Source organism: Salipiger pentaromativorans, from assembly GCF_024721115.1.
GTDB lineage: Bacteria > Pseudomonadota > Alphaproteobacteria > Rhodobacterales > Rhodobacteraceae > Salipiger > Salipiger pentaromativorans.
In genome coordinates, this window is the sequence record NZ_JAMDHK010000023.1 from 36,900 (window position 1) to 55,196 (window position 18,297).

22 protein-coding genes are annotated in these 18,297 nt (G+C 65.6%); 19 read left to right on the top strand and 3 right to left on the bottom strand.

Going from position 1 to position 18,297, the window contains the following annotated elements:
* Positions 1-377 precede the first annotated feature (377 nt).
* The 16 genes from ffh to rpmE all read left to right on the top strand — a co-directional run bounded on the left by ffh (position 378) and on the right by rpmE (position 11,188).
* Complete coding sequence (ffh, locus tag M4578_RS23685) at positions 378-1,886, top strand: signal recognition particle protein (RefSeq protein WP_258095614.1); 1,509 nt, start codon at positions 378-380, stop codon at positions 1,884-1,886.
* 4 nt (positions 1,887-1,890) lie between these two features.
* Entirely contained in the window at positions 1,891-2,424 is a 534-nt protein-coding gene (locus M4578_RS23690; protein WP_258095615.1) for a GNAT family N-acetyltransferase, read from the top strand.
* Between the two features lie 64 nt (positions 2,425-2,488).
* Positions 2,489-3,019, top strand: coding sequence for a GNAT family N-acetyltransferase (locus M4578_RS23695; RefSeq protein ID WP_258095616.1), 531 nt, complete (start codon positions 2,489-2,491; stop codon positions 3,017-3,019).
* Positions 3,016-3,534: a GNAT family N-acetyltransferase gene (locus M4578_RS23700; protein WP_258095617.1), complete on the top strand. Its 519-nt coding sequence runs from the start codon at positions 3,016-3,018 to the stop codon at positions 3,532-3,534. The genes M4578_RS23695 and M4578_RS23700 overlap by 4 nt, the downstream gene beginning before the upstream one ends.
* A complete protein-coding gene (locus M4578_RS23705) occupies positions 3,531-4,106 on the top strand; it encodes a GNAT family N-acetyltransferase (RefSeq protein WP_258095618.1) in 576 nt (191 codons plus the stop codon). The genes M4578_RS23700 and M4578_RS23705 overlap by 4 nt, the downstream gene beginning before the upstream one ends.
* Positions 4,103-4,702, top strand: coding sequence for a GNAT family N-acetyltransferase (locus M4578_RS23710; protein ID WP_258095619.1), 600 nt, complete (start codon positions 4,103-4,105; stop codon positions 4,700-4,702). The genes M4578_RS23705 and M4578_RS23710 overlap by 4 nt, the downstream gene beginning before the upstream one ends.
* On the top strand, positions 4,695-5,000 hold the full coding sequence (locus tag M4578_RS23715; RefSeq protein ID WP_258095620.1) for a chorismate mutase: 306 nt from the start codon (positions 4,695-4,697) through the stop codon (positions 4,998-5,000). The genes M4578_RS23710 and M4578_RS23715 overlap by 8 nt, the downstream gene beginning before the upstream one ends.
* A gap of 48 nt (positions 5,001-5,048) precedes the next feature.
* Complete coding sequence (rpsP, locus tag M4578_RS23720) at positions 5,049-5,435, top strand: 30S ribosomal protein S16 (RefSeq protein ID WP_258095621.1); 387 nt, start codon at positions 5,049-5,051, stop codon at positions 5,433-5,435.
* Positions 5,436-5,562: 127 nt separating this feature from the next.
* A complete protein-coding gene (locus M4578_RS23725; protein WP_258095622.1) occupies positions 5,563-6,357 on the top strand; it encodes a MipA/OmpV family protein in 795 nt (264 codons plus the stop codon).
* A 74-nt stretch (positions 6,358-6,431) separates the two neighbouring features.
* On the top strand, positions 6,432-6,938 hold the full coding sequence (gene rimM, locus M4578_RS23730; protein ID WP_258095623.1) for a ribosome maturation factor RimM: 507 nt from the start codon (positions 6,432-6,434) through the stop codon (positions 6,936-6,938).
* Between the two features lie 98 nt (positions 6,939-7,036).
* The gene (locus tag M4578_RS23735) at positions 7,037-7,738 is read left to right on the top strand and encodes a hypothetical protein (RefSeq protein ID WP_258095624.1); all 702 of its coding nucleotides are present in this window, start codon (positions 7,037-7,039) and stop codon (positions 7,736-7,738) included.
* A gap of 106 nt (positions 7,739-7,844) precedes the next feature.
* Positions 7,845-9,002 carry a hypothetical protein gene (locus tag M4578_RS23740; protein ID WP_258095625.1) on the top strand — a complete coding sequence of 386 codons (1,158 nt, stop codon included), beginning with the start codon at positions 7,845-7,847 and terminating at the stop codon, positions 9,000-9,002.
* 31 nt (positions 9,003-9,033) lie between these two features.
* Positions 9,034-9,837, top strand: coding sequence for a tRNA (guanosine(37)-N1)-methyltransferase TrmD (gene trmD, locus M4578_RS23745; RefSeq protein ID WP_258095626.1), 804 nt, complete (start codon positions 9,034-9,036; stop codon positions 9,835-9,837).
* Positions 9,834-10,292 carry a GNAT family N-acetyltransferase gene (locus M4578_RS23750; protein WP_258095627.1) on the top strand — a complete coding sequence of 153 codons (459 nt, stop codon included), beginning with the start codon at positions 9,834-9,836 and terminating at the stop codon, positions 10,290-10,292. The genes trmD and M4578_RS23750 overlap by 4 nt, the downstream gene beginning before the upstream one ends.
* 279 nt (positions 10,293-10,571) lie before the next feature.
* A complete protein-coding gene (gene rplS, locus M4578_RS23755; protein WP_258095628.1) occupies positions 10,572-10,955 on the top strand; it encodes a 50S ribosomal protein L19 in 384 nt (127 codons plus the stop codon).
* A gap of 11 nt (positions 10,956-10,966) precedes the next feature.
* A complete protein-coding gene (gene rpmE, locus M4578_RS23760) occupies positions 10,967-11,188 on the top strand; it encodes a 50S ribosomal protein L31 (protein WP_258095629.1) in 222 nt (73 codons plus the stop codon).
* A 126-nt stretch (positions 11,189-11,314) separates the two neighbouring features.
* Here rpmE and M4578_RS23765 read toward each other — a convergent pair whose 3' ends face one another.
* Both M4578_RS23765 and M4578_RS23770 read right to left on the bottom strand, forming a co-directional pair.
* Complete coding sequence (locus tag M4578_RS23765; protein ID WP_258095630.1) at positions 11,315-11,680, bottom strand: carboxymuconolactone decarboxylase family protein; 366 nt, start codon at positions 11,678-11,680, stop codon at positions 11,315-11,317.
* Positions 11,677-12,438 (bottom strand): SDR family NAD(P)-dependent oxidoreductase, encoded by a 762-nt coding sequence (locus M4578_RS23770; protein ID WP_258095631.1) that lies wholly within the window; start codon positions 12,436-12,438, stop codon positions 11,677-11,679. Before M4578_RS23770 ends, M4578_RS23765 begins: the two co-directional genes overlap by 4 nt.
* A 96-nt stretch (positions 12,439-12,534) precedes the next feature.
* Here M4578_RS23770 and M4578_RS23775 point away from each other — a divergent pair, with 96 nt between their 5' ends.
* The 3 genes from M4578_RS23775 to M4578_RS23785 all read left to right on the top strand — a co-directional run bounded on the left by M4578_RS23775 (position 12,535) and on the right by M4578_RS23785 (position 17,308).
* Positions 12,535-13,440, top strand: coding sequence for a LysR family transcriptional regulator (locus M4578_RS23775; protein WP_258095632.1), 906 nt, complete (start codon positions 12,535-12,537; stop codon positions 13,438-13,440).
* 190 nt (positions 13,441-13,630) lie between these two features.
* Positions 13,631-15,304, top strand: coding sequence for a bifunctional protein tyrosine phosphatase family protein/NAD(P)/FAD-dependent oxidoreductase (locus M4578_RS23780; RefSeq protein WP_258095633.1), 1,674 nt, complete (start codon positions 13,631-13,633; stop codon positions 15,302-15,304).
* A gap of 231 nt (positions 15,305-15,535) precedes the next feature.
* Positions 15,536-17,308, top strand: a complete 1,773-nt coding sequence (locus M4578_RS23785; RefSeq protein WP_258095634.1) for a SulP family inorganic anion transporter — start codon at positions 15,536-15,538, stop codon at positions 17,306-17,308.
* Here the strand turns inward: M4578_RS23785 and M4578_RS23790 are convergent.
* Positions 17,255-17,974 (bottom strand): metallophosphoesterase family protein, encoded by a 720-nt coding sequence (locus M4578_RS23790; RefSeq protein WP_258095635.1) that lies wholly within the window; start codon positions 17,972-17,974, stop codon positions 17,255-17,257. The genes M4578_RS23785 and M4578_RS23790 overlap by 54 nt on opposite strands.
* Positions 17,975-18,297 lie beyond the last annotated feature (323 nt).

Here is an 18,297-nt window from a genome sequence, read left to right on the forward strand (position 1 = left end):
ACGTGCTGTGCCTTTTTTGCGCAGTATCGCGCCGAAAGCCTGCCCGCTCAGCGGGCACCGCAGCCTGAACCGTCCCGGGAATGACGAGCCGGACGCTGCCGTTCCTATCCCGAAACCGCCGGAAACGCCAGCAAAACAACGGCGCGCGGCGCGGCCGCCCTTGCCGCGCCCCTTGACTCGCGCGGGCGCGGGCCGTATGGCGCAACCCATTCCGGGAGTCCGTTCAGAGCTTCCGGTCCCTTGGGGTCTGCCCGGGATCGCCCTCCGTCAGCGCGTTGCGCCCACGGAGGCCTTTCTGCATTGCCCCGATGGTTTCACGACGCCGCCGCCCCTATCTCGGGTGGCACAAGGACCAAAGACAGGAGGCCAGACGGCCCATGTTCGAAAATCTTTCCGAGCGCCTCGGCGGCGTTTTCGACCGGCTGACGAAACAGGGCGCGCTCTCCGAGGACGATGTGCGCACCGCCCTGCGCGAGGTGCGCGTGGCGCTGCTCGAGGCGGACGTGTCGCTGCCGGTGGCGCGGCAGTTCATCAAGGCGGTGGAGAAAAAGGCCACCGGCGCGGCGGTCACCAAATCGGTGACGCCGGGCCAGCAGGTGGTCAAGATCGTGCATGACGAGCTGATCGCGGTGCTGGCAGGCGAAGGCGAACCCGGCGCGCTGCGCATCGACAGCCCGCCCGCGCCGATCCTGATGGTCGGCCTTCAGGGCGGCGGCAAGACCACCACCACCGCCAAACTTGCCAAGCGCCTCAAGGAGCGCGACAATAAAAAGGTGCTGATGGCCTCGCTCGACGTGAACCGTCCGGCGGCCATGGAACAGCTCGAAATCCTCGGCAAGCAGATCGGCGTCGACACCCTGCCCATCGTCAAGGGCGAGGATCCGGTGGCCATCGCCAAACGCGCCAAGACCCAGGCCAGCCTCGGCGGCTACGATGTCTATATGCTCGACACGGCAGGGCGCCTCTCCATCGACGAAGAGCTGATGGCCCAGGTCGAGGCGGTGCGCGACGTTGCCAATCCGCGCGAGACGCTGCTGGTGGTCGACGGGCTCACCGGTCAGGACGCGGTGCATACGGCGGAAAACTTCGACAGCCGCATCGGCATCACCGGCGTCGTGCTGACCCGGATGGATGGCGACGGGCGCGGCGGCGCGGCGCTGTCGATGCGCGCAGTCACCGGCAAGCCCATCAAGTTCGTGGGTCTGGGCGAAAAGATGGAGGCGCTCGAAACCTTCGAGCCCGACCGAGTCGCCGGCCGCATCCTCGGCATGGGCGACATTGTCGCGCTGGTGGAAAAGGCGCAGCAGACGCTCGAGGCCGAGCAGGCCGAGCGCATGATGAAGCGCTTCTCCAAGGGGCAGTTCAATATGAACGACCTCAAGATGCAGCTCGAACAGATGATCAAGATGGGCGGCATGGAGGGCATGATGTCGATGCTGCCCGGCGCCGCCAAGATGGCCAAGCAGATGGACGGCGCGGGGATCGACGACAAGATCCTCAAGCAGCAGATCGCCCTCATCAACTCCATGACCAAGAAGGAACGCGCCAACCCGCAGCTTCTTCAGGCCAGCCGCAAGAAGCGCATCGCGGCGGGCGCGGGCATGGAGGTGTCGGATCTCAACAAGCTGCTCAAGATGCAGCGCCAGATGTCCGACATGATGAAGAAGATGGGCAAGATGGGCAAAGGCGGCATGCTGAAACAGGCCATGAAGGGCATGTTCGGCAAGGGCGGCATGCCCGAGGGCATGGACCCGAGCCAGATGGACCCCAAGGCCATCGAGGCCGCGGCCAAGGCGATGGGCGGCAAGCTGCCCGGCGGGCTGCCGGGGCTTGGCGGCGGCGGCGGTCTGCCGCCGGGTCTCAGCGGGTTCGGCAAGAAGAAGTAACCCCTTGCCCGCCCCCGTCCTGCATACCCCGCGCCTGACGCTTCGCGGCCATGTCATGGCCGATTTCGAACAGCTCTGCGATCTGTTCGAGAGCGATCGCGCGCGCTTTATGGGCGGCCCGCTGCCGCGCAAGGAGGCCTGGCGCTGGCTCGCCTCCGAGGTGGGCATGTGGGATCTCATCGGGCTCGGCTCTTGGGGGATCGAGGACAAGGACGGCAGGTTCCTTGGCCAGATCGGCCTGCTGCACCCACCGCATTATCCCGAAACCGAGATCGGCTGGACGCTGCTCGAGGAGGCCGAAGGCAAGGGCTACGCCACCGAGGCCGCCCGCGCCGTGCTGCTCTGGGCCTGGGACCAGGGCATCGAGACGCTGGTCTCCTATATCACCCCCGGCAACGACCGCTCCATCGCGCTTGCCGAGCGGCTCGGCGCGGTGCGCGACCCCGCCGCCGCCCTGCCGCCGGATGAAACACCGGAAGAAACCATCGTCTACCGCCACAGCCCGGACAGCGACGGCAGCCCGGAGGCCTATGCATGAGCCTCTGCCTTTCATCTTTCTCCAAATACGCACAGCCCCGGCTCCGCCGGGCGGGAGGCCGGGCATGACGCTGACCCAGGCCCCCTATCTGGAGACCGACCGTCTGATCCTGCGCGGCCCCGAACCGCAGGATGCCGAACCGATGATCGCCTTCCTGCTCGACCGCGCCCGTTCGGACGGGTTCGGCGGCTACGACCATCGCGGCGACGCCTGGCGCTGGTTCGCGCTGAACGTGGGTCACTGGCATCTGCGCGGCTACGGCTATTTCACCATCGAGATGAAGGACAGCGGCCGCCCCGCCGGCATCAGCGGTATCTGGAACCCCGAGGGCTGGCCCGAGCCCGAACTGGGCTGGGTGGTCTTTGCCGGCTACGAGGGCCGGGGCATCGCCCACGAGGCGGCCCTGCGCGTGCGCCGCTATGCCTACGAGGACCTGCGTCTGCCCACGCTCACCTCGAACATCGTGCCGGGCAACACCCGGTCGATCGCCCTGGCCGAGCGGCTGGGCGCCACCTTTGAGCGGCGCTATCACAATTACCACATGGGCGAAGACCTGCTCTATCGCCACCCCGGCCCCGACGAGGTGTCGGCATGAGCGTGACCATCCCCGTTGTCGAGACCGACCGCCTGATCCTGCGCGCCCCGCGCTTCGAGGATCTCGACGCGCTCTGCGGTTTCTACGCCGATCCGCGCGCGCATTTCATCGGCGGCCCGCTCGACCGGGGCGAGGTCTGGCGCCTGCTTCTGCGCACGGCGGGACACTGGCAGATTCGCGGCTATGGCATCTGGCACATCACTCTGCGAGACACCGGCGATATGATCGGCCACACCGGCGTGCTGCACCATATCGAGTGGCCCGAGCCCGAGCTCTGCTATGGCATCTTCGCCGGTTTCGAGGGCAAGGGCTTTGCCCATGAGGCCGCCGAGGCGGCGCGCGTCGCCGCCGCCGGACATTTCGGACTCACCCGGCTGATCAGCCCGATCGACCCGGCCAACGACCGGTCCAGGGCATTGCTCCTGCGGCTCGGCGCGCATTTCGAGCGCGAAGACACGCTGCTTGGCCAGACGGTGCATGTCTACCGCCACCCCGAACAGCGGGGGGACGCATGAGCGCCGCCGTCGAACAGCACCGCCCGGGCCCCGGCGCCCGTCAGGCCGCGCGGCTGGGTGGCCGGATTCCCGCGCTCGACACGCGGCGGCTGCAGTTGCGCGGCCCCCGCATCTACGATTTCGGCGCCTATGCCGCGATCCTCTGCTCGGATCGCGCGGAATATATGGGCGGCCCGCTCTCACGCACCGAAGCCTGGAGCGACTTCACCCAATATACCGCGCTCTGGCTGCTGCACGGCCACGGGCTCTGGACCATCGACGCGCAGACCACCCCCTCTGCCGGCTTCGTGATTCTCGGCTACGAATACGACGATCCCGAAGCCGAGCTGGGCATTCTCATGACCGCGGAAGCCGAGGGCCACGGCTATGCGCAGGAAGCCTGTGAGGCGGCGCGGGATTATGCCTTCGACACGCTGAACTGGGACAGCGTCGTCTCCTACGTGGACGCCGAGAATACCCGCGCCCGCCACCTGATGGAGCGGCTGGGCGCGGCGCGCGACACGCAGGCCGAAGACGATCTCGGCGACGGTACCCAGGTCTGGCGCCATCGGCGGGAGGCGCGTCTGTCATGACCGATATTCCCGTCCTCGAAACCCGGCGTCTGGTGCTGCGCGGCCCCGAGCCGCAGGATTACCCCGATTTCAAGGCCACCTTCGCCTCCTACCGCTCACGCTTCATGGGCGGGCCGCTGAACGCCTACGAGACCTGGATGCTCTATGCCGCCGAGATCGGCCATTGGGAGATCCGCGGCTTCGGCATGTGGATGGTGCATCTGCGCGACAGCGACGAAACCGTCGGCATGGCGGGCGGCTGGTTTCCCGCGAAATGGCCCGAGCGCGAGATCGCCTGGATCATCTGGCCCGACAAGGCCGGCAAGGGCTATGCGCTGGAAGCCACGCACCGGGTGCGGCGCCATTTCTACGAACGGCAGGGCTGGGACGGGGCGGTGTCCTATATCGACCCCAAGAATCTCGATTCGATCCGCCTGGCCGAGCGACTCGGCGCCCGCAAGGATGCCGCCGCGCCCTCGATCGACGGCAATGACGCGGTCTATCGCCATCCCGCCCCCGCCGAGCTGCAGGGCACGCAGCTTGCCCATGGCATCGACATGGAAATCGCCAACTTCCAGGATCCCCTGTTCAAACCGAAAGGCTGGGCCATTGACTGAGACGCACGACCCGGTAGCGCGCGCTGCGGCGCTGCTCAAGGAACACCGCGAAAGCATCGACCGGCTGGACGCGATCCTCGTCTTCACGCTGGCCGAACGCTTCAAGCACACCCAGGCGGTGGGCGTGCTCAAGGCCGCCCACGACCTGCCCCCTTCCGACCCCGCGCGCGAGGAGAACCAGATCGCGCGGCTCCAGGATCTGGCGGAGAAAGCGGATCTCGATCCGGAATTCGCCAAGAAATTCCTGAATTTCATCATTCAGGAAGTCATCAAGCACCACGAACGACACCAATCGTGAACATCCGGCGGGGGGACCCGCCAAAGCCATTCGAAAAGGAGAAAACCAATGGCCATCAAGATCCGACTCGCCCGCGGCGGCTCCAAAAAGCGCCCCCACTACGCCATCGTGGCCGCCGACTCGCGGATGCCCCGCGACGGCCGCTTCATCGAGAAGCTGGGCACCTACAACCCGCTGCTGCCGAAAGACGACGAACGCCGCGTGGTGATGAACCTCGAGCGCATCCAGTACTGGCTGGGTGAAGGCGCGCAGACCACCGACCGCGTGTCGCGCTTCCTCGAAGCCGCCGGCATCGTCGAGAAGAAAGAGCGCAGCAACCCCAAGAAAGCCGTCCCGGGCAAAGCCGCCACCGAGCGCGCCGAAGCCAAGGCCGCCAAGGCTGCGGAAGCCGCAGAGGCCGCTGCCGCTCCGGCCGAGGAAGAGACCTCAGAATAAGATCAGCCCAATCGGCTGGCGGAAAGGCGCGCGGGGGAAACCCTGCGCGCCTTTCTCGTGGCGGCTCCGTGGGAAACCGTGGCAAAGCTGCTAAGGTACGAATCAACCGTTGTTTCAGGAGGCCCCGATGCGCTCTCTCCGCCCCGCACTGGCTTTGACGCTGACCGTCGCCGCTCCGGCCGCCGGGATTGCGCAAACCGCGCAAACGTCCTACGCGCCGTCCCAGCCCGAGCTGGTCTTTTCGCTGCGCGGCGGGGTTGCCGTCACGCCGGAATATTTCGGCAGCGACGATTACAGCGCCGGGCCGGACCTCGGGTTCAAGTTCCACGGGCTGACCCTGCGCAGTGGCAAGCAGCTTGGCGACGGCGATCCCTGGGCCGATGCATACGGCTGGGACCTGCACGGCTCGTTCCGCTATATCGGCGAGCGCGACGCGTCCGACCATGACGACCTTCGGGGCATGGAGGATGTGGACGCCGCGCTCGAGCTGGGCCTGGGCTTTGGCTACACCGCCGAACATTTCAGCGCCTTCACCGATCTCCGCCGCGGCTTTGGCGGACATGAGTCCTGGGTCGGCGAGGCCGGGCTGGATCTGATCGCCCGCCCCAACGACCGCTGGAAGCTGACCCTTGGGCCACGGCTCTTCTGGGGCAGCGACGGCTATGCCGACACCTATTTCGGGGTCGATGCTTCCGAGGCAACGGCCACGCGTCCCGCCTTCGATGCCGGCGGCGGGCTGCTGTCGACCGGTCTCGAGATGGGCGCACGCTACCAGATCAACAACGACTGGGGGCTGGAAGGCGCGCTCACCTGGGAAACCTACCAGAACGATGCCGCCGACAGCCCCATCGTGGACAGCGGCAGCGAGGACCAGTGGACGATCCGCTTCGGGGTCACGCGGGTGGTGCGGCTGCGCTTCTGATCCGCACCGATTGCCAAGGCCCGGGGCTCTGGTCTATCCAGTCCTCTGATATACAGGGCGAAAGCGAGGCCGGTGTGAGCGAGACGATCTGCGTCGGGGCGATTTCTGGGGCCTTCGGGGTGCATGGCGAGGTGCGGCTGAAGAGCTTTACCTCCGATCCCGAGGCCATCGCCGATTACGCCCCGCTCACCACCGAGGACGGCAGCCGCAGCTTCGAGGTCCAGATCACCCGCGCGGTCAAGGGCGGCTTTGCCGCGCGGCTGTCCGATGTGCGCAGCAAGGAAGATGCGGATGCGCTGCGCGGCGTCCGGCTTTATGCTCCGAGAGACCGCCTGCCCGCGCTGCCCGACGACGAATTCTATCACACCGACCTGATCGGCCTGCCGGTCTACGACACCGGCGGGGCCGAGCTTGGGCGGGTCAAGACCGTGCTGAACCACGGCGCCTCGGATCTGCTCGAGCTGCATCTGCCCGGGCAGTCGAAAACCGTGCTGCTGCCCTTCACCCGCGCGGCGGTGCCGACGGTCGATCTGGCGGCGGGGCGCATCGTCGCCGATCCACCCGACGGGCTGTTTGAATGACGCGAGTCGTCATCCACGCGGGCTTTCACAAAACCGGAACCAGCAGCGTCCAGGCCATCTTGCGCGCCAATACCGCGCTGCTCGAACCGCATTTGAGGGTGTTCCTGCGCGATGATTTCACGCCGCTGATCCACGCCGCGCGCGCCTATTCTATCACCTGCAAAGAAGACGGTCTGACCGAGCTGCGCCGCCAGGCCGACCGGCTTTTTCGCCGCATCGACGCGGCAGACCCCCGCCCGGTGCTGATCTCGTCCGAAGGTCTGTCCGGCCACCTGCCCGGCCGGCGCGGGCTCACGTGCTACGACGCCGCGCCGCGCAATATGGCGGTGCTTGCCGAAGCGGCCCGGCAGAGGTTCGGCGAGGCGCTGGATCTGACGTTCTTCTTTTCGACGCGCGACCGCGATAGCTGGGTGCGCTCGACCTGGTGGCAGAACCTGCGCAGCACCCGTCTGACCGAAGACCTCGATCTCTACGCGGAGAAGATCGGCAAAGCCACCGATCTGCCGCAGATCGTGGCAACGGTGGCCAAAGCTGTGGCCCCCGCCCGCGTCGTCTCTGAACGGCTGGAAGACAGCCGCGAGCGCCGCGAAGGTCCGCTGGCGCCGCTGCTCGATCTTGTCGACCTGCCGCCGGAGCCCCGCGACTCACTCGAGATTCTCCCGCCCGAGAACGTCCAACCCGACATCGGGCTCGGCGACGTCTTCCTGGCGCTCAATCGAAGCGCTCTGAAGGACCAATATTTGCGTGAAGCGAAGAAAAATCTGCGCCGTCTGGCGAACAGACAGATCGGAAACGAGTGACTGTTTCCGCTAGGGAAATCCTTCGTTAAAAGGCCCATCGCTCTCCCAGAAATTGCCACAATTCGGAAGAATTTTGGCCGACATAGTGTCGGAAAGGAGGCGAGCTGTGTTCGCGTCTTATCAAAGAGTAATCTGGTCGGGATTTGCGCTGAGCCCAGCGCTGACCCTGCTGCTGCTGCCGGATCAAGTGGTGAACGTGGCCTTGAAGCAATTCGGGCCGTCGGTGATTCTGGCGCTTGCCTGGGTGGTGGCCTTCGGAGCCGCGCATTTCTCGCGCCATGCCATCGACTCGAGGGCCGAACGGGCGGCGCCGCTTCTGAGCCTCTCGGCCCTGCGCCATCCCCCGGCAGAGATGCCGGACCCGCAGGACATCCGGCAATCCCTGCGCCATATTCTGCAAAGCCCGCCGCCGGTCACCTCTCCCTATGGCGCTGCCGAACCGGAGACACTGGACTACGCCCTGAGCCGGGCCGTGGAGCGGATCCTGGGATCCTGGGGCAAACGCAAGCTGGCAGAGCTTACCCGCGAGGAGCTTCAAGAATTGTGGATGCTCGAACAGCTCGTCCGCGCCACGCCAGACCGCGCCGGCGCGCTGGCGCAGAGCTTTGTGAATCCCGATGTGGTGCTCGAGATCCGCGACCGCATCGCCGCCATCGGCCAGCATCGTCACGCCTATGAGGCGCAGATCGGTGCCTTCGAAGCCACCCGCCGTGCCTGGAGCGATGCCGCCGGCGGCCCGCCCGACCGGCTGTTGCTGACCGCGCTCCAGGCGCTGGACCGGCCCGACCCCGATCTCTGGCACAAGGTGATCGTCGAACACGATCCCGCCGATCCGGCACAGGCCGACGCCGCGCTGTGGTGCGCGCGCCAGCCCAGCTGCGAACGCGCCAGCGTCGCGCATTTCCTGGCCTATGCCGCCGCCGACGGGCGCATCGAGGCGGCGGCGCGGCGCGGCGACTGCCTCTGGCTTCAGGGTCTGCAAGATGTGATCGAGGGCTGGAACGCCCGGCGCTATGCCGGCCGCTCGCTGGGGCTGACGCCGCCCGATGCGGTGGCAACCTCGGCCCCCGCCCTGACGGCGGCGCTCGACCGGCTGGCCGAGATCACCTGCACGCCGCGTCTGGCCGATCCGCGCGGGATCTTCGCCGAGTACCGGGGCCGCGCGGCCCGGCCCCGCGACCACTGGTGCCTGGCCACCGGCCGGTTGCAGGCGCCGCCGCAGATCGCCGATTACGTCGAACCCGCCGACATCCACGCCGCTTGAGCCCTCCGGCCCTTGCCGCTAGAGGAGGGCCATGAGCGACGCACCCAAATCCCATGGCCGCAAGACCATCCGGCCCAGCCTCAAGCCCCGCGAGCTGATGACCGAGCAGCCGGAGCTGGCCCGCGCCTGGACGGCGCAGGTCGTCACCCTCTTTCCCGAGGCCTTTCCCGGCGTGCTGGGCCTGTCGCTTACCGGCAAGGCGCTGCAGGAGGGGATCTGGCAGCTCGACACCGTGCCGCTGCGCGATTTCGGCGAGGGCAAGCACCGCAATGTCGATGACACCCCCGCCGGTGGCGGCGCCGGCATGGTGCTGCGCCCCGACGTGGTGGGCCGGGCGCTGGACGCCGCCCGCCGCCGCATCCCTGCCGCGGCGCCGATCCTCTACCTGTCGCCGCGCGGGCGGCGCTTCGACCAGTCCGTCGCGCGCAGTCTGGCGCGTGCGCCCGGCGTCACGCTGATCTGCGGCCGGTTCGAGGGGCTCGACCAGCGGGTGCTGGATCACTACGGCATCGCCGAGATCTCGCTCGGAGATTTCGTGCTGACCGGCGGCGAGATCGCCGCGCAAGCGATGCTGGATGCCACCGTGCGGCTGCTGCCCGGCGTGCTGGGCAATGCCGAATCCATCGAGGAAGAGAGCTTTTCCCAAGGGCTTCTGGAGCATCCGCAATACACTCGCCCCGCCGAGTGGCAGGGGCTGGAGATCCCGCCCGTTCTGATGTCCGGTCATCACGGCGAAATCGCCAAATGGCGCCGCGCCCAGGCGGAAGAGATCACGCGGACCCGCCGCCCGGATCTCTGGGAGGCCTATGAGGCGGCGAAGGGGATCAAGACATGACCGAGATCGCCATGCGCCGCGCCACAGAGGCCGACGTGGCCGCCATCGTTGCCATGCTGGCCGACGACCCACTGGGTGCCAAGCGCGAAGATCTACGCGCGCCGCTCGCCGAGAGCTATTTCGCCGCCTTCCGCGCCATCGACGCCGACCCGAACCAGTTTCTGGCGGTGGCCGAGCGCGACGGAGTCGTGGTCGGCACCCTGCAACTGACCTTCGTGCCGGGCCTCTCGCACAAGGGCGCGCTGCGCGGCCAGATCGAGGCGGTGCGCGTCAGCGCCTCCGCCCGCGGCGTCGGGCTGGGCGGCACGATGATCGACTGGGCGGTCGAGACCTGCTGCAAGCGCGGTTGCATCATGGTACAGCTCACCTCGGACGCCACCCGCAAGGATGCGCACCGATTCTACGAACGGCTGGGCTTCACAGCCAGCCATGTGGGGTTCAAGCAGGCGCTGTAAGCGCTGCGAACCACCCAGATTTCCCTTGATCGGCGGAGCGCCTGCGCCTATACGCAGCCCGTTCGCAGGCTCCATGAGTCGCGCGGGCCCGTTCGGTATTGCCTGACCCGAATCTTCGACGGGGCACAGACGGGCCGGACGAAAGATACGGAAAAGCCGTCGATAGCCTCCCGCGGGCGCCCTGGTCCCTGACCCGGCGCGGACCCGACCGAAGACGCGGAGCTCTGGGGCGCGAGACACATTCACGGATCAACCGTGAGCAGCCAAGGAGAAGATCAGATGGATCTGATCGCACAGCTCGAGGCGGAACAGATTGCCGCCCTGGGGAAAACCATCCCCGACTTCAAGCCCGGCGACACCATTCGCGTCGGCTACAAGGTGACCGAAGGCACGCGGACCCGTGTGCAGAACTACGAAGGCGTCTGCATCAGCCGCAAGAACGGCAAGGGCATCGCCGGTTCGTTCACCGTCCGCAAGATTTCCTTCGGTGAAGGCGTGGAACGTGTGTTCCCCCTCTACTCGACCAACATCGAGTCCATCGAAGTGGTGCGCCGTGGCCGTGTCCGCCGCGCCAAGCTCTACTACCTGCGTTCGCGCCGCGGCAAATCGGCCCGGATCGCGGAAGTCACCAACTACAAGCCGCTCGCCGGCGCCGACGCATAAGGAGAGACGTCATGAAAAAGGGCATCCACCCCGACTATCACATCATCGACGTCAAGATGACCGACGGCACCGTCTTCCAGACCCGCACCACCTGGGGCAAGGAAGGCGACTCGATGCAGCTTGACATCGACCCGACCGTGCACCCCGCCTGGACCGGTGGCGGCACCCGCCTGATGGACGCCGGCGGCCGCGTGTCGAAGTTCAAGAAGAAATACGAAGGCCTGGGCTTCTGATCCCACGCTGTGTTCCGCAGATCGACGCCGCCCCCAAAGGGGCGGCGTTTTTCGTTTGAGTGGGAAGGGCGGATTTGCGGACGGCGTGACCTTTCGCTGTTCGTCACGCGACTGTCCGAACATGTGTCATTTGTCGCCACAGATCGCCCTGAGTGTGTTGAGCGCATTGATTGCGGCAGGCAGGCCACCATAAAGCGCCATTTGCCAGATCGTCTCGGCGATCTCCGTTTCTGTCAGCCCGACCTTTAGCCCCGCCTGGATATTGATCCGAAGCTGCGGCGCGGTTTGGCCGCCCAATGCCGTCAGGGCTGCAATCGTCGCGATATAACGGCTTTTGAGATCAAGTCCGGGACGGGCGTAAAAACGGTCATAGGCCATGTCGATGACCGTATCCGCCATGCCCGGCAAGAGATGCCCATATCGCTCCTCCAAAACGTCCCGGACGCCCGGGTTGAGGCTGTCGGCCAGTCGTGCCCCCTTCGCCTCTGTCATCGCAGCACTCCGCCCAAGGTGAATCCGCCGTCCACGACAACCTCCTGTCCCGTCACGAATGCGGCGTCGTCTGACAAGAGCCACGCCGCCGTGCCGGCCACATCCTCTGGGCGGCCGTTTCGCCGAAGCGGTGTATGGCCGGAGAGCCGGCTGGAAATGTCCGGGTCCAGAACCTCATCCGCCATCGGGGTCAGGATGATTCCGGGGCTGATCGCATTGACGCGATTGCCGCGCGGCCCCTCTTCCACGGCCCAGACCCGCATCATCGCAAGCAATCCGGCTTTCGTCGCTGCGTAGGCGCCCGTTCCCGGCATGACCGCTCCGGCTGTCCAGGAGGCGTTTATCAACACCGCGCCGTGGTCCATATGGGGCAGGCATTGCGCGACCGTTTGCTGGGTCCCGATGAGGTTGGTCTGGAGGAGGTCGCCGAAATCGGCGGTCTGCGTATCACGCAGGGGTTTGAACGCGCCCAGATGCCCGGCATTCGCAAAGACCGCATCGAGCTTGCCGAATTGCGACAGGATGACCTCGATACCGGCCGCGATCTCGTTGGGATCGGAGATGTCGCAGGTGTGAACAAATGCCCTGCCACCGGCGGCACGGATGTCTTGCGCCACGACCTCAAGCGGCGCTTCCCGCCGTCCCCAAAGCACAACGGCCGCGCCTTCACTTGCCAGTCGAAGGGCAACGGCGCGCCCCATCCCGGTCCCGGCGCCGGTCACCAGCACCGCGCGGTTTTCAAATCGGTTTTCCATCATGCTTCCTCGTCATGGATTGATGGAACAAGATGTAGATGGAAAAGAATTTATGATAATCACGAGATAATTTGTCGCTTCCGAAAGGATTCCTTTGCAATGGATCTCTTCATCGCCATGCGCACCTTCGTCGAAGTCGTTCAGGCGGGGTCGATGAATGCCGCGGCACAGAAGCTCAACGTCACCAGCGCTTTGGTCGGGCAACGGATCGCGGCGCTGGAGAACCATCTTCAGGTTCGCCTGCTCAACCGGACAACGCGCCGGCATCGTCTTACGGACTTTGGCGAAAGTTATCTCGAACAATGCCGGGACATTCTGGAGCTGGTTGCACAGTCCGAGGGCAAGGCCAGCGATCAGCAAGCCCAGCCGCAAGGACGCCTTCGCATCGCTGCGCCGCTCAGTTTCGGGAGCGAAGCCCTGATGCCCGCGCTCAAACGCTTCACCGATATGACCCCGGGCGTCGAGATTGACCTGGTGCTCTCTGACACCAATGAGGATTTGATCGCAGGCGGATTCGACGCGGCTTTTCGCATCGGGAAACTGGAAGACAGCACGCTCCTGCAAACCCGGCTCGCCCCCTATAGAATGATGGTCTGCGCATCGGCCGACTTGCTGAAGAAACACGGTGCGCCCGAGGCGCCATTGGATCTGGAGCGATTTCGGGCTGTTCTGTTTTCAAGGACCGGACGCAGAGCCTGGCGCTTCGTCAGGAATGCCGAGACGCAAAACTGGACTCCGAAGGCGACGATCACGGTGAACTCCAGCCAGGCCGTGCGTATCGCGGCCAAAGCGGGCATGGGCATTGCCATGCTCCCTGAATGTCTCGTCGCCCAGGATGTCGCGGCTGGTGAGCTTGTTCGGGTTTTGGCTGACTGGAAACTGCCGGAGCAGCCCATGGCGCTCATCTATCATCGCGACCGATACAGGCCGCAAAGGCTGGCGTCGTTTCTCGACTTCGCCCGATCGACCTTTGGAAACCGCCCGATGAACAGTTATGGTGAGTAGCTGCCACGATAGAGCAGACATTCGAATTCTGGCTCGGCAACCTCAACTTCGGGCTCGGAGCGGCCCCTACCCGCAAGGATAAGGAACAACCGCACCCCCTCCTCAAGCTGTGACCCTCTGGCGCGTGACAAATTCGACATCGCGCATGTATAAAACCCCATCCCCGATTCCCGCCAGGAGGAGACGCGCCGTGGAATTCAGAAAGATCAACGACGACATCACGGTTTCACCACAGATCACCACCGGTGACATGGCCGAGATCGCCGCCGCCGGCTACCGCTCGATCATCTGCAACCGTCCCGATGGCGAGGGCTCGGACCAGCAGACCTTTGAAGAGATCGAGGCCGCGGCCCGTCAGGCGGGCCTTGAAGCCCGCTATCTGCCGGTGATCTCGGGCAAGGTGCAGGACAGCGATGCCGAGGATTTCGACCGCGCCCTGCGCGAGCTGCCCGGCCCGGTCTTTGCCTATTGCCGCACCGGCACGCGCTCGACCACGCTCTGGTCGCTGGCGCAGGCCAAGGTCATGGCCCCGGCCGAGATCCTGATGGCCGCGAAAAACGCGGGCTATGACATGGCGGGCGTGGTGCGCCGTATCGTGAACGGCGGCAAGACCCCGACCGACACGGGCGACGCCAGCTTCGACGTGGTCGTGGTGGGCGGCGGCGCGGCGGGGATCGCCGTCGCGGCCAGCCTCAAGGCACGCAAGCCCAGCCTCGAGATCGCGCTGCTGGACCCGGCGGATGTGCATTACTACCAGCCCGGCTGGACCATGGTCGGCGGCGGCATTTTCGAGCCGGAAACCACCGCCAAGACCATGGGCAGCCTGATCCCCAAAGGGGTGCACTGGATCAAATCCGCCGTCGCGGCCTTTGAGCCCGCCAACAACGCCGTCATCCTCGATGGTTGCCGGGTGGTGAAATACGACCGGCTCATCGTCTGTCCGGGGCTGAAACTGGACTGGGGCAAGGTCGATGGGCTGGTGGAGACGCTCGGCAAGAACGGCGTGACCTCGAACTACCGCTACGACCTCGCCCCCTATACCTGGGAGCTGGTGAAGGGGCTCAAGAAGGGCCGCGCGCTTTTCACCCAGCCGCCGATGCCGATCAAATGCGCGGGCGCGCCGCAGAAGGCGATGTATCTCTCGGGCGATCACTGGTTCCGCCAGGGCGTGCTGCCCAATATCGACATCCAGTTCATGAATGCGGGCGGCGTGCTGTTCGGGGTGAAGGATTACGTCCCGGCGCTGGAACAATACGTCAAGAAATACGACGCGACGCTGAACTTCTTCCATAACCTGATCGCGGTGGACGGTGCGGCGAAGAAGGCGACCTTTGCGGTGAACAAGCCCGACACGGAACCGACGACGGTCGAGGTCGAGTTCGACATGATGCATGTCTGCCCGCCGCAGATCGCGCCGGATTTCATCCGCGTGTCGCCGCTGGCCGATGCCGCAGGCTGGGTCGATGTCGATCAGAACACCCTGCGCCACAAGAGCTATGACAATATCTGGAGCCTTGGCGACGTGATGAACGCGCCGAATGCCAAGACCGCCGCCGCCGCGCGGATGCAGGCGCCCATCGTGGCCGAAAACGTGGCCGCCGACATCGAGGGCGCCAGCCCGCGTGCGATGTACAACGGCTATGGCTCCTGCCCGCTGACCGTGGAGCGCGGCAAGATCGTGCTGGCGGAGTTCGGCTATGGCGGCGCGCTGCTGCCCAGCTTCCCGAAATGGGTCATCGACGGCACCAAGCCGACCCGCGCCGCCTGGCTGCTGAAAGAGCAGATCCTGCCGCCGGTCTACTGGAAGGCCATGCTGCGTGGCAAGGAATGGCTCGCCAAACCCGAGAAGGTCTCGGCAAGCTGAGGTGACCGGCCTCCGGTTTCCAGGCCAAGAGGCCCCGGATCGCGTCCGGGGCGGGGGTTTCAGACCCGCCCGCCCCGGTCCCGTGCCGGGGCCTTTGCGCATATTTCCGCGACATTTCGGAACATCCCCCTTTTTGCCCCCTTCACAAATTCTATGTTTTGAATGTATGTACCGCCCAAAACGGCGACTCTCCCTGTCGCCCCTTTCTGACCGAATTGCAGGACAGCCCTCATGAATGTGCCCCGCCCCTCCCGCGATCTGCTGACCCGCTACCTGCCGATCCTGACCTGGGCCCGAACCTACGACCGCGACACCGCCACCTCGGACCTTGTCGCGGCGGTGATCGTGACGATCATGCTGATCCCGCAATCGCTGGCCTATGCGCTGCTTGCGGGCCTGCCCGCCGAGATGGGGCTTTACGCCTCGATCCTGCCGCTGGTGGCCTATGCGATCTTTGGCACCAGCCGCGCGCTGGCGGTCGGGCCGGTTGCGGTGGTCTCTCTGATGACCGCCGCCGCCATCGGGCAGCTCGGGCTCACGACGCCCGCCGAGATCGCGCTGGCTGCCATCACGCTGGCCTTTATCTCGGGCGTGTTCCTGACGCTGCTGGGGGTGCTGAAACTGGGCTTTCTGGCGAATTTCCTGAGCCACCCGGTGATCGCGGGCTTCATCACCGCCTCGGGCGTGCTGATCGCCGCCTCGCAGCTCAAGCATATCTTCGGCATCAGCGCCGAGGGCCACACGCTGGTCGATCTGGTGATCTCGCTCTTCGAGCATCAGGGCGACACCAATGTCATCACGCTCGCCATCGGCCTTTCCGCCACCGCCTTCCTGTTCTGGGTCCGCAAGGGGCTGAAACCGATGCTCATCGGCGCGGGCCTGAAGCCGCGCCTTGCCGACATCTTCGCCAAGGCCGGGCCGGTGGCGGCCGTGGTCGTGACCACGCTGCTCACCTGGATCTTCGGCCTGGCCGACAAGGGCGTGAAGATCGTCGGCGACGTGCCCATGGGCCTGCCGCCGCTCTCGGCACCGTCCTTCGACATGTCGATGTGGTCGACCCTGCTCCTGCCCGCCGTGCTGATCTCGATCATCGGCTTCGTGGAATCGGTCTCGGTGGCGCAGACGCTCGCCGCCAAGCGCCGCCAGCGCATCGACCCGGATCAGGAACTGATCGGCCTGGGCACTTCGAACATCGCCTCGGCGGTCACCGGTGGCTTCCCGGTCACCGGCGGCTTCTCGCGCTCGGTGGTGAACTTCGACGCGGGCGCCGAGACCCCCGCTGCGGGCGCCTATACCGCCGTGGGCATCGGCCTTGCCACGCTGGTCCTCACGCCGCTGCTGTTCTTCCTGCCCAAAGCGACGCTCGCGGCCACGATCATCGTGGCGGTGCTCAGCCTCGTGGACTTCTCGATCCTCGGCAAGACCTGGCGCTATTCCAAGGTGGACTTCACCGCCGTCACCGCCACCATCGTGCTGACCCTGCTGGTGGGTGTCGAGGTGGGCGTCTCTGCGGGGGTGCTGCTGTCGATCTTCCTGCATCTTTACAAGACCTCGAAACCGCATGTGGCCGAGGTCGGGCTGGTGCCGGGCACCCATCACTTCCGCAATGTGAAGCGGCACGAGGTGGAAACCCTGCCCGGCGTGCTGACGCTGCGGGTGGACGAGAGCCTCTATTTCGTCAATGCGCGCTTTCTTGAGGATTACGTGCTGGAACGCGTCGCCGAATGCGAGAACCTCGAACATGTGGTGCTGATGTTCCCCGCCGTGAACGAGGTGGACATGAGCGCGCTGGAAACGCTGGAAGAGCTGAACCGCCGCCTGTCCGAGCAGAACATCAAGATGCACCTGACCGAGATCAAGGGCCCGGTGATGGACCGTCTGAAACGGTCGCATTTCCTGCACGATCTCTCGGGCGAGGTCTTCCTGTCGCAATACGACGCCTGGTGCGCGCTAAAGGCGGGCGCGCCCGTAGGGACCGAGCAGAAAGACCTCGCCGCCCAGTAACAGCGCCGGATAGAGCGGGCGCCCGTAGCCCGCTCCGCCATCCATATTGAGCCTGTTGGGGTAAAGCTGCGGCAGGTCGATGGCTGTGTGCCCATGCACCACCAGCCTGCCGTGGTCGCGGGGATCGTCGAGAAAGACGCGGCGGATCCAGATCAGATCGTCCTCGACCTGCTGGTCGAGCGGGATGCCGGGGCGGATGCCCGCATGCACAAAGATCTGGTCTTCGGTTGCAAGGTAACGGGGCAGTCCTGCCAGCCAGTCGCGATGCGCCTGCGGCACGGCAGCGACAGCGTCGGCATGGATCGCGCGCGGATCACGGCTTGGGTCGGCATCCACCCCGTAAGAGGCAAGCGTCTCGGCGCCACCGATGGGCGGATCGGTATAAAAATGCGGGTTGCGCGTCTGCGGATCCTCATAGAACGGATCGTCGAGATAGCGCAGCAGAAAGCGGTCGTGGTTGCCCATCAGACAGGTCCAGGGCTGGCCTTCCGCCTGGCCTTGCATCAGTGTCTCGATCACACCCCGGCTGTCGGGACCACGATCGACGTAATCCCCGAGAAAGACGACCGGGGCACCGGCCTCGGCATCGTTCGAGATGAAATCCAGCGCTTTTCGGAGCTGTTCGATCTGGCCGTGAAGATCTCCCACGGCGAAAATGGCAGGCATGGAATGCGTCCTTTCTGGCCCTGTCTTGATGCCTCTCGCTGCGTTGCGGCGCAACCCGCATCGGGGCGAAAAGGGCGGGTCGGTATGTCAGTAGAGTTGCAGGGAGCCACCGCGGCCTCCGCGTCATATGGCCGGCACACCCCGGTCGTTCTTAAAGCAAAAGCGGTCAGGATCTCTTCGACATCCTCAAAACAATCCTTGCGAACGGGAAGACGCGCCATCGTAGGCCCGTGGGATGGCGAGACAACCAACCGAACCCCTTACTTTATCCCGGCCATATCCGAAGGACCTCTCAACGAGGTGCTTGCGTCACCAAATCGCCA

Excerpts from the sequence above, each read along its gene's own strand:
- M4578_RS23765 (WP_258095630.1), bottom strand. The coding sequence starts at position 11,680 with ATGACAGAGGCGAAGGGGGCACGACTGGCCGACAGCCTCAACCCGGGC.
- M4578_RS23775 (WP_258095632.1), top strand. The coding sequence starts at position 12,535 with ATGGATCTCTTCATCGCCATGCGCACCTTCGTCGAAGTCGTTCAGGCG.
- M4578_RS23700 (WP_258095617.1), top strand. The coding sequence starts at position 3,016 with ATGAGCGTGACCATCCCCGTTGTCGAGACCGACCGCCTGATCCTGCGC.
- M4578_RS23695 (WP_258095616.1), top strand. The coding sequence starts at position 2,489 with ATGACGCTGACCCAGGCCCCCTATCTGGAGACCGACCGTCTGATCCTG.
- M4578_RS23705 (WP_258095618.1), top strand. The coding sequence starts at position 3,531 with ATGAGCGCCGCCGTCGAACAGCACCGCCCGGGCCCCGGCGCCCGTCAG.
- M4578_RS23725 (WP_258095622.1), top strand. The coding sequence starts at position 5,563 with ATGCGCTCTCTCCGCCCCGCACTGGCTTTGACGCTGACCGTCGCCGCT.
- M4578_RS23770 (WP_258095631.1), bottom strand. The coding sequence starts at position 12,438 with ATGATGGAAAACCGATTTGAAAACCGCGCGGTGCTGGTGACCGGCGCC.
- rpmE (WP_258095629.1), top strand. The coding sequence starts at position 10,967 with ATGAAAAAGGGCATCCACCCCGACTATCACATCATCGACGTCAAGATG.
- M4578_RS23790 (WP_258095635.1), bottom strand. The coding sequence starts at position 17,974 with ATGCCTGCCATTTTCGCCGTGGGAGATCTTCACGGCCAGATCGAACAG.
- M4578_RS23785 (WP_258095634.1), top strand. The coding sequence starts at position 15,536 with ATGAATGTGCCCCGCCCCTCCCGCGATCTGCTGACCCGCTACCTGCCG.
- M4578_RS23710 (WP_258095619.1), top strand. The coding sequence starts at position 4,103 with ATGACCGATATTCCCGTCCTCGAAACCCGGCGTCTGGTGCTGCGCGGC.
- ffh (WP_258095614.1), top strand. The coding sequence starts at position 378 with ATGTTCGAAAATCTTTCCGAGCGCCTCGGCGGCGTTTTCGACCGGCTG.
- trmD (WP_258095626.1), top strand. The coding sequence starts at position 9,034 with ATGAGCGACGCACCCAAATCCCATGGCCGCAAGACCATCCGGCCCAGC.
- rplS (WP_258095628.1), top strand. The coding sequence starts at position 10,572 with ATGGATCTGATCGCACAGCTCGAGGCGGAACAGATTGCCGCCCTGGGG.
- rpsP (WP_258095621.1), top strand. The coding sequence starts at position 5,049 with ATGGCCATCAAGATCCGACTCGCCCGCGGCGGCTCCAAAAAGCGCCCC.
- M4578_RS23750 (WP_258095627.1), top strand. The coding sequence starts at position 9,834 with ATGACCGAGATCGCCATGCGCCGCGCCACAGAGGCCGACGTGGCCGCC.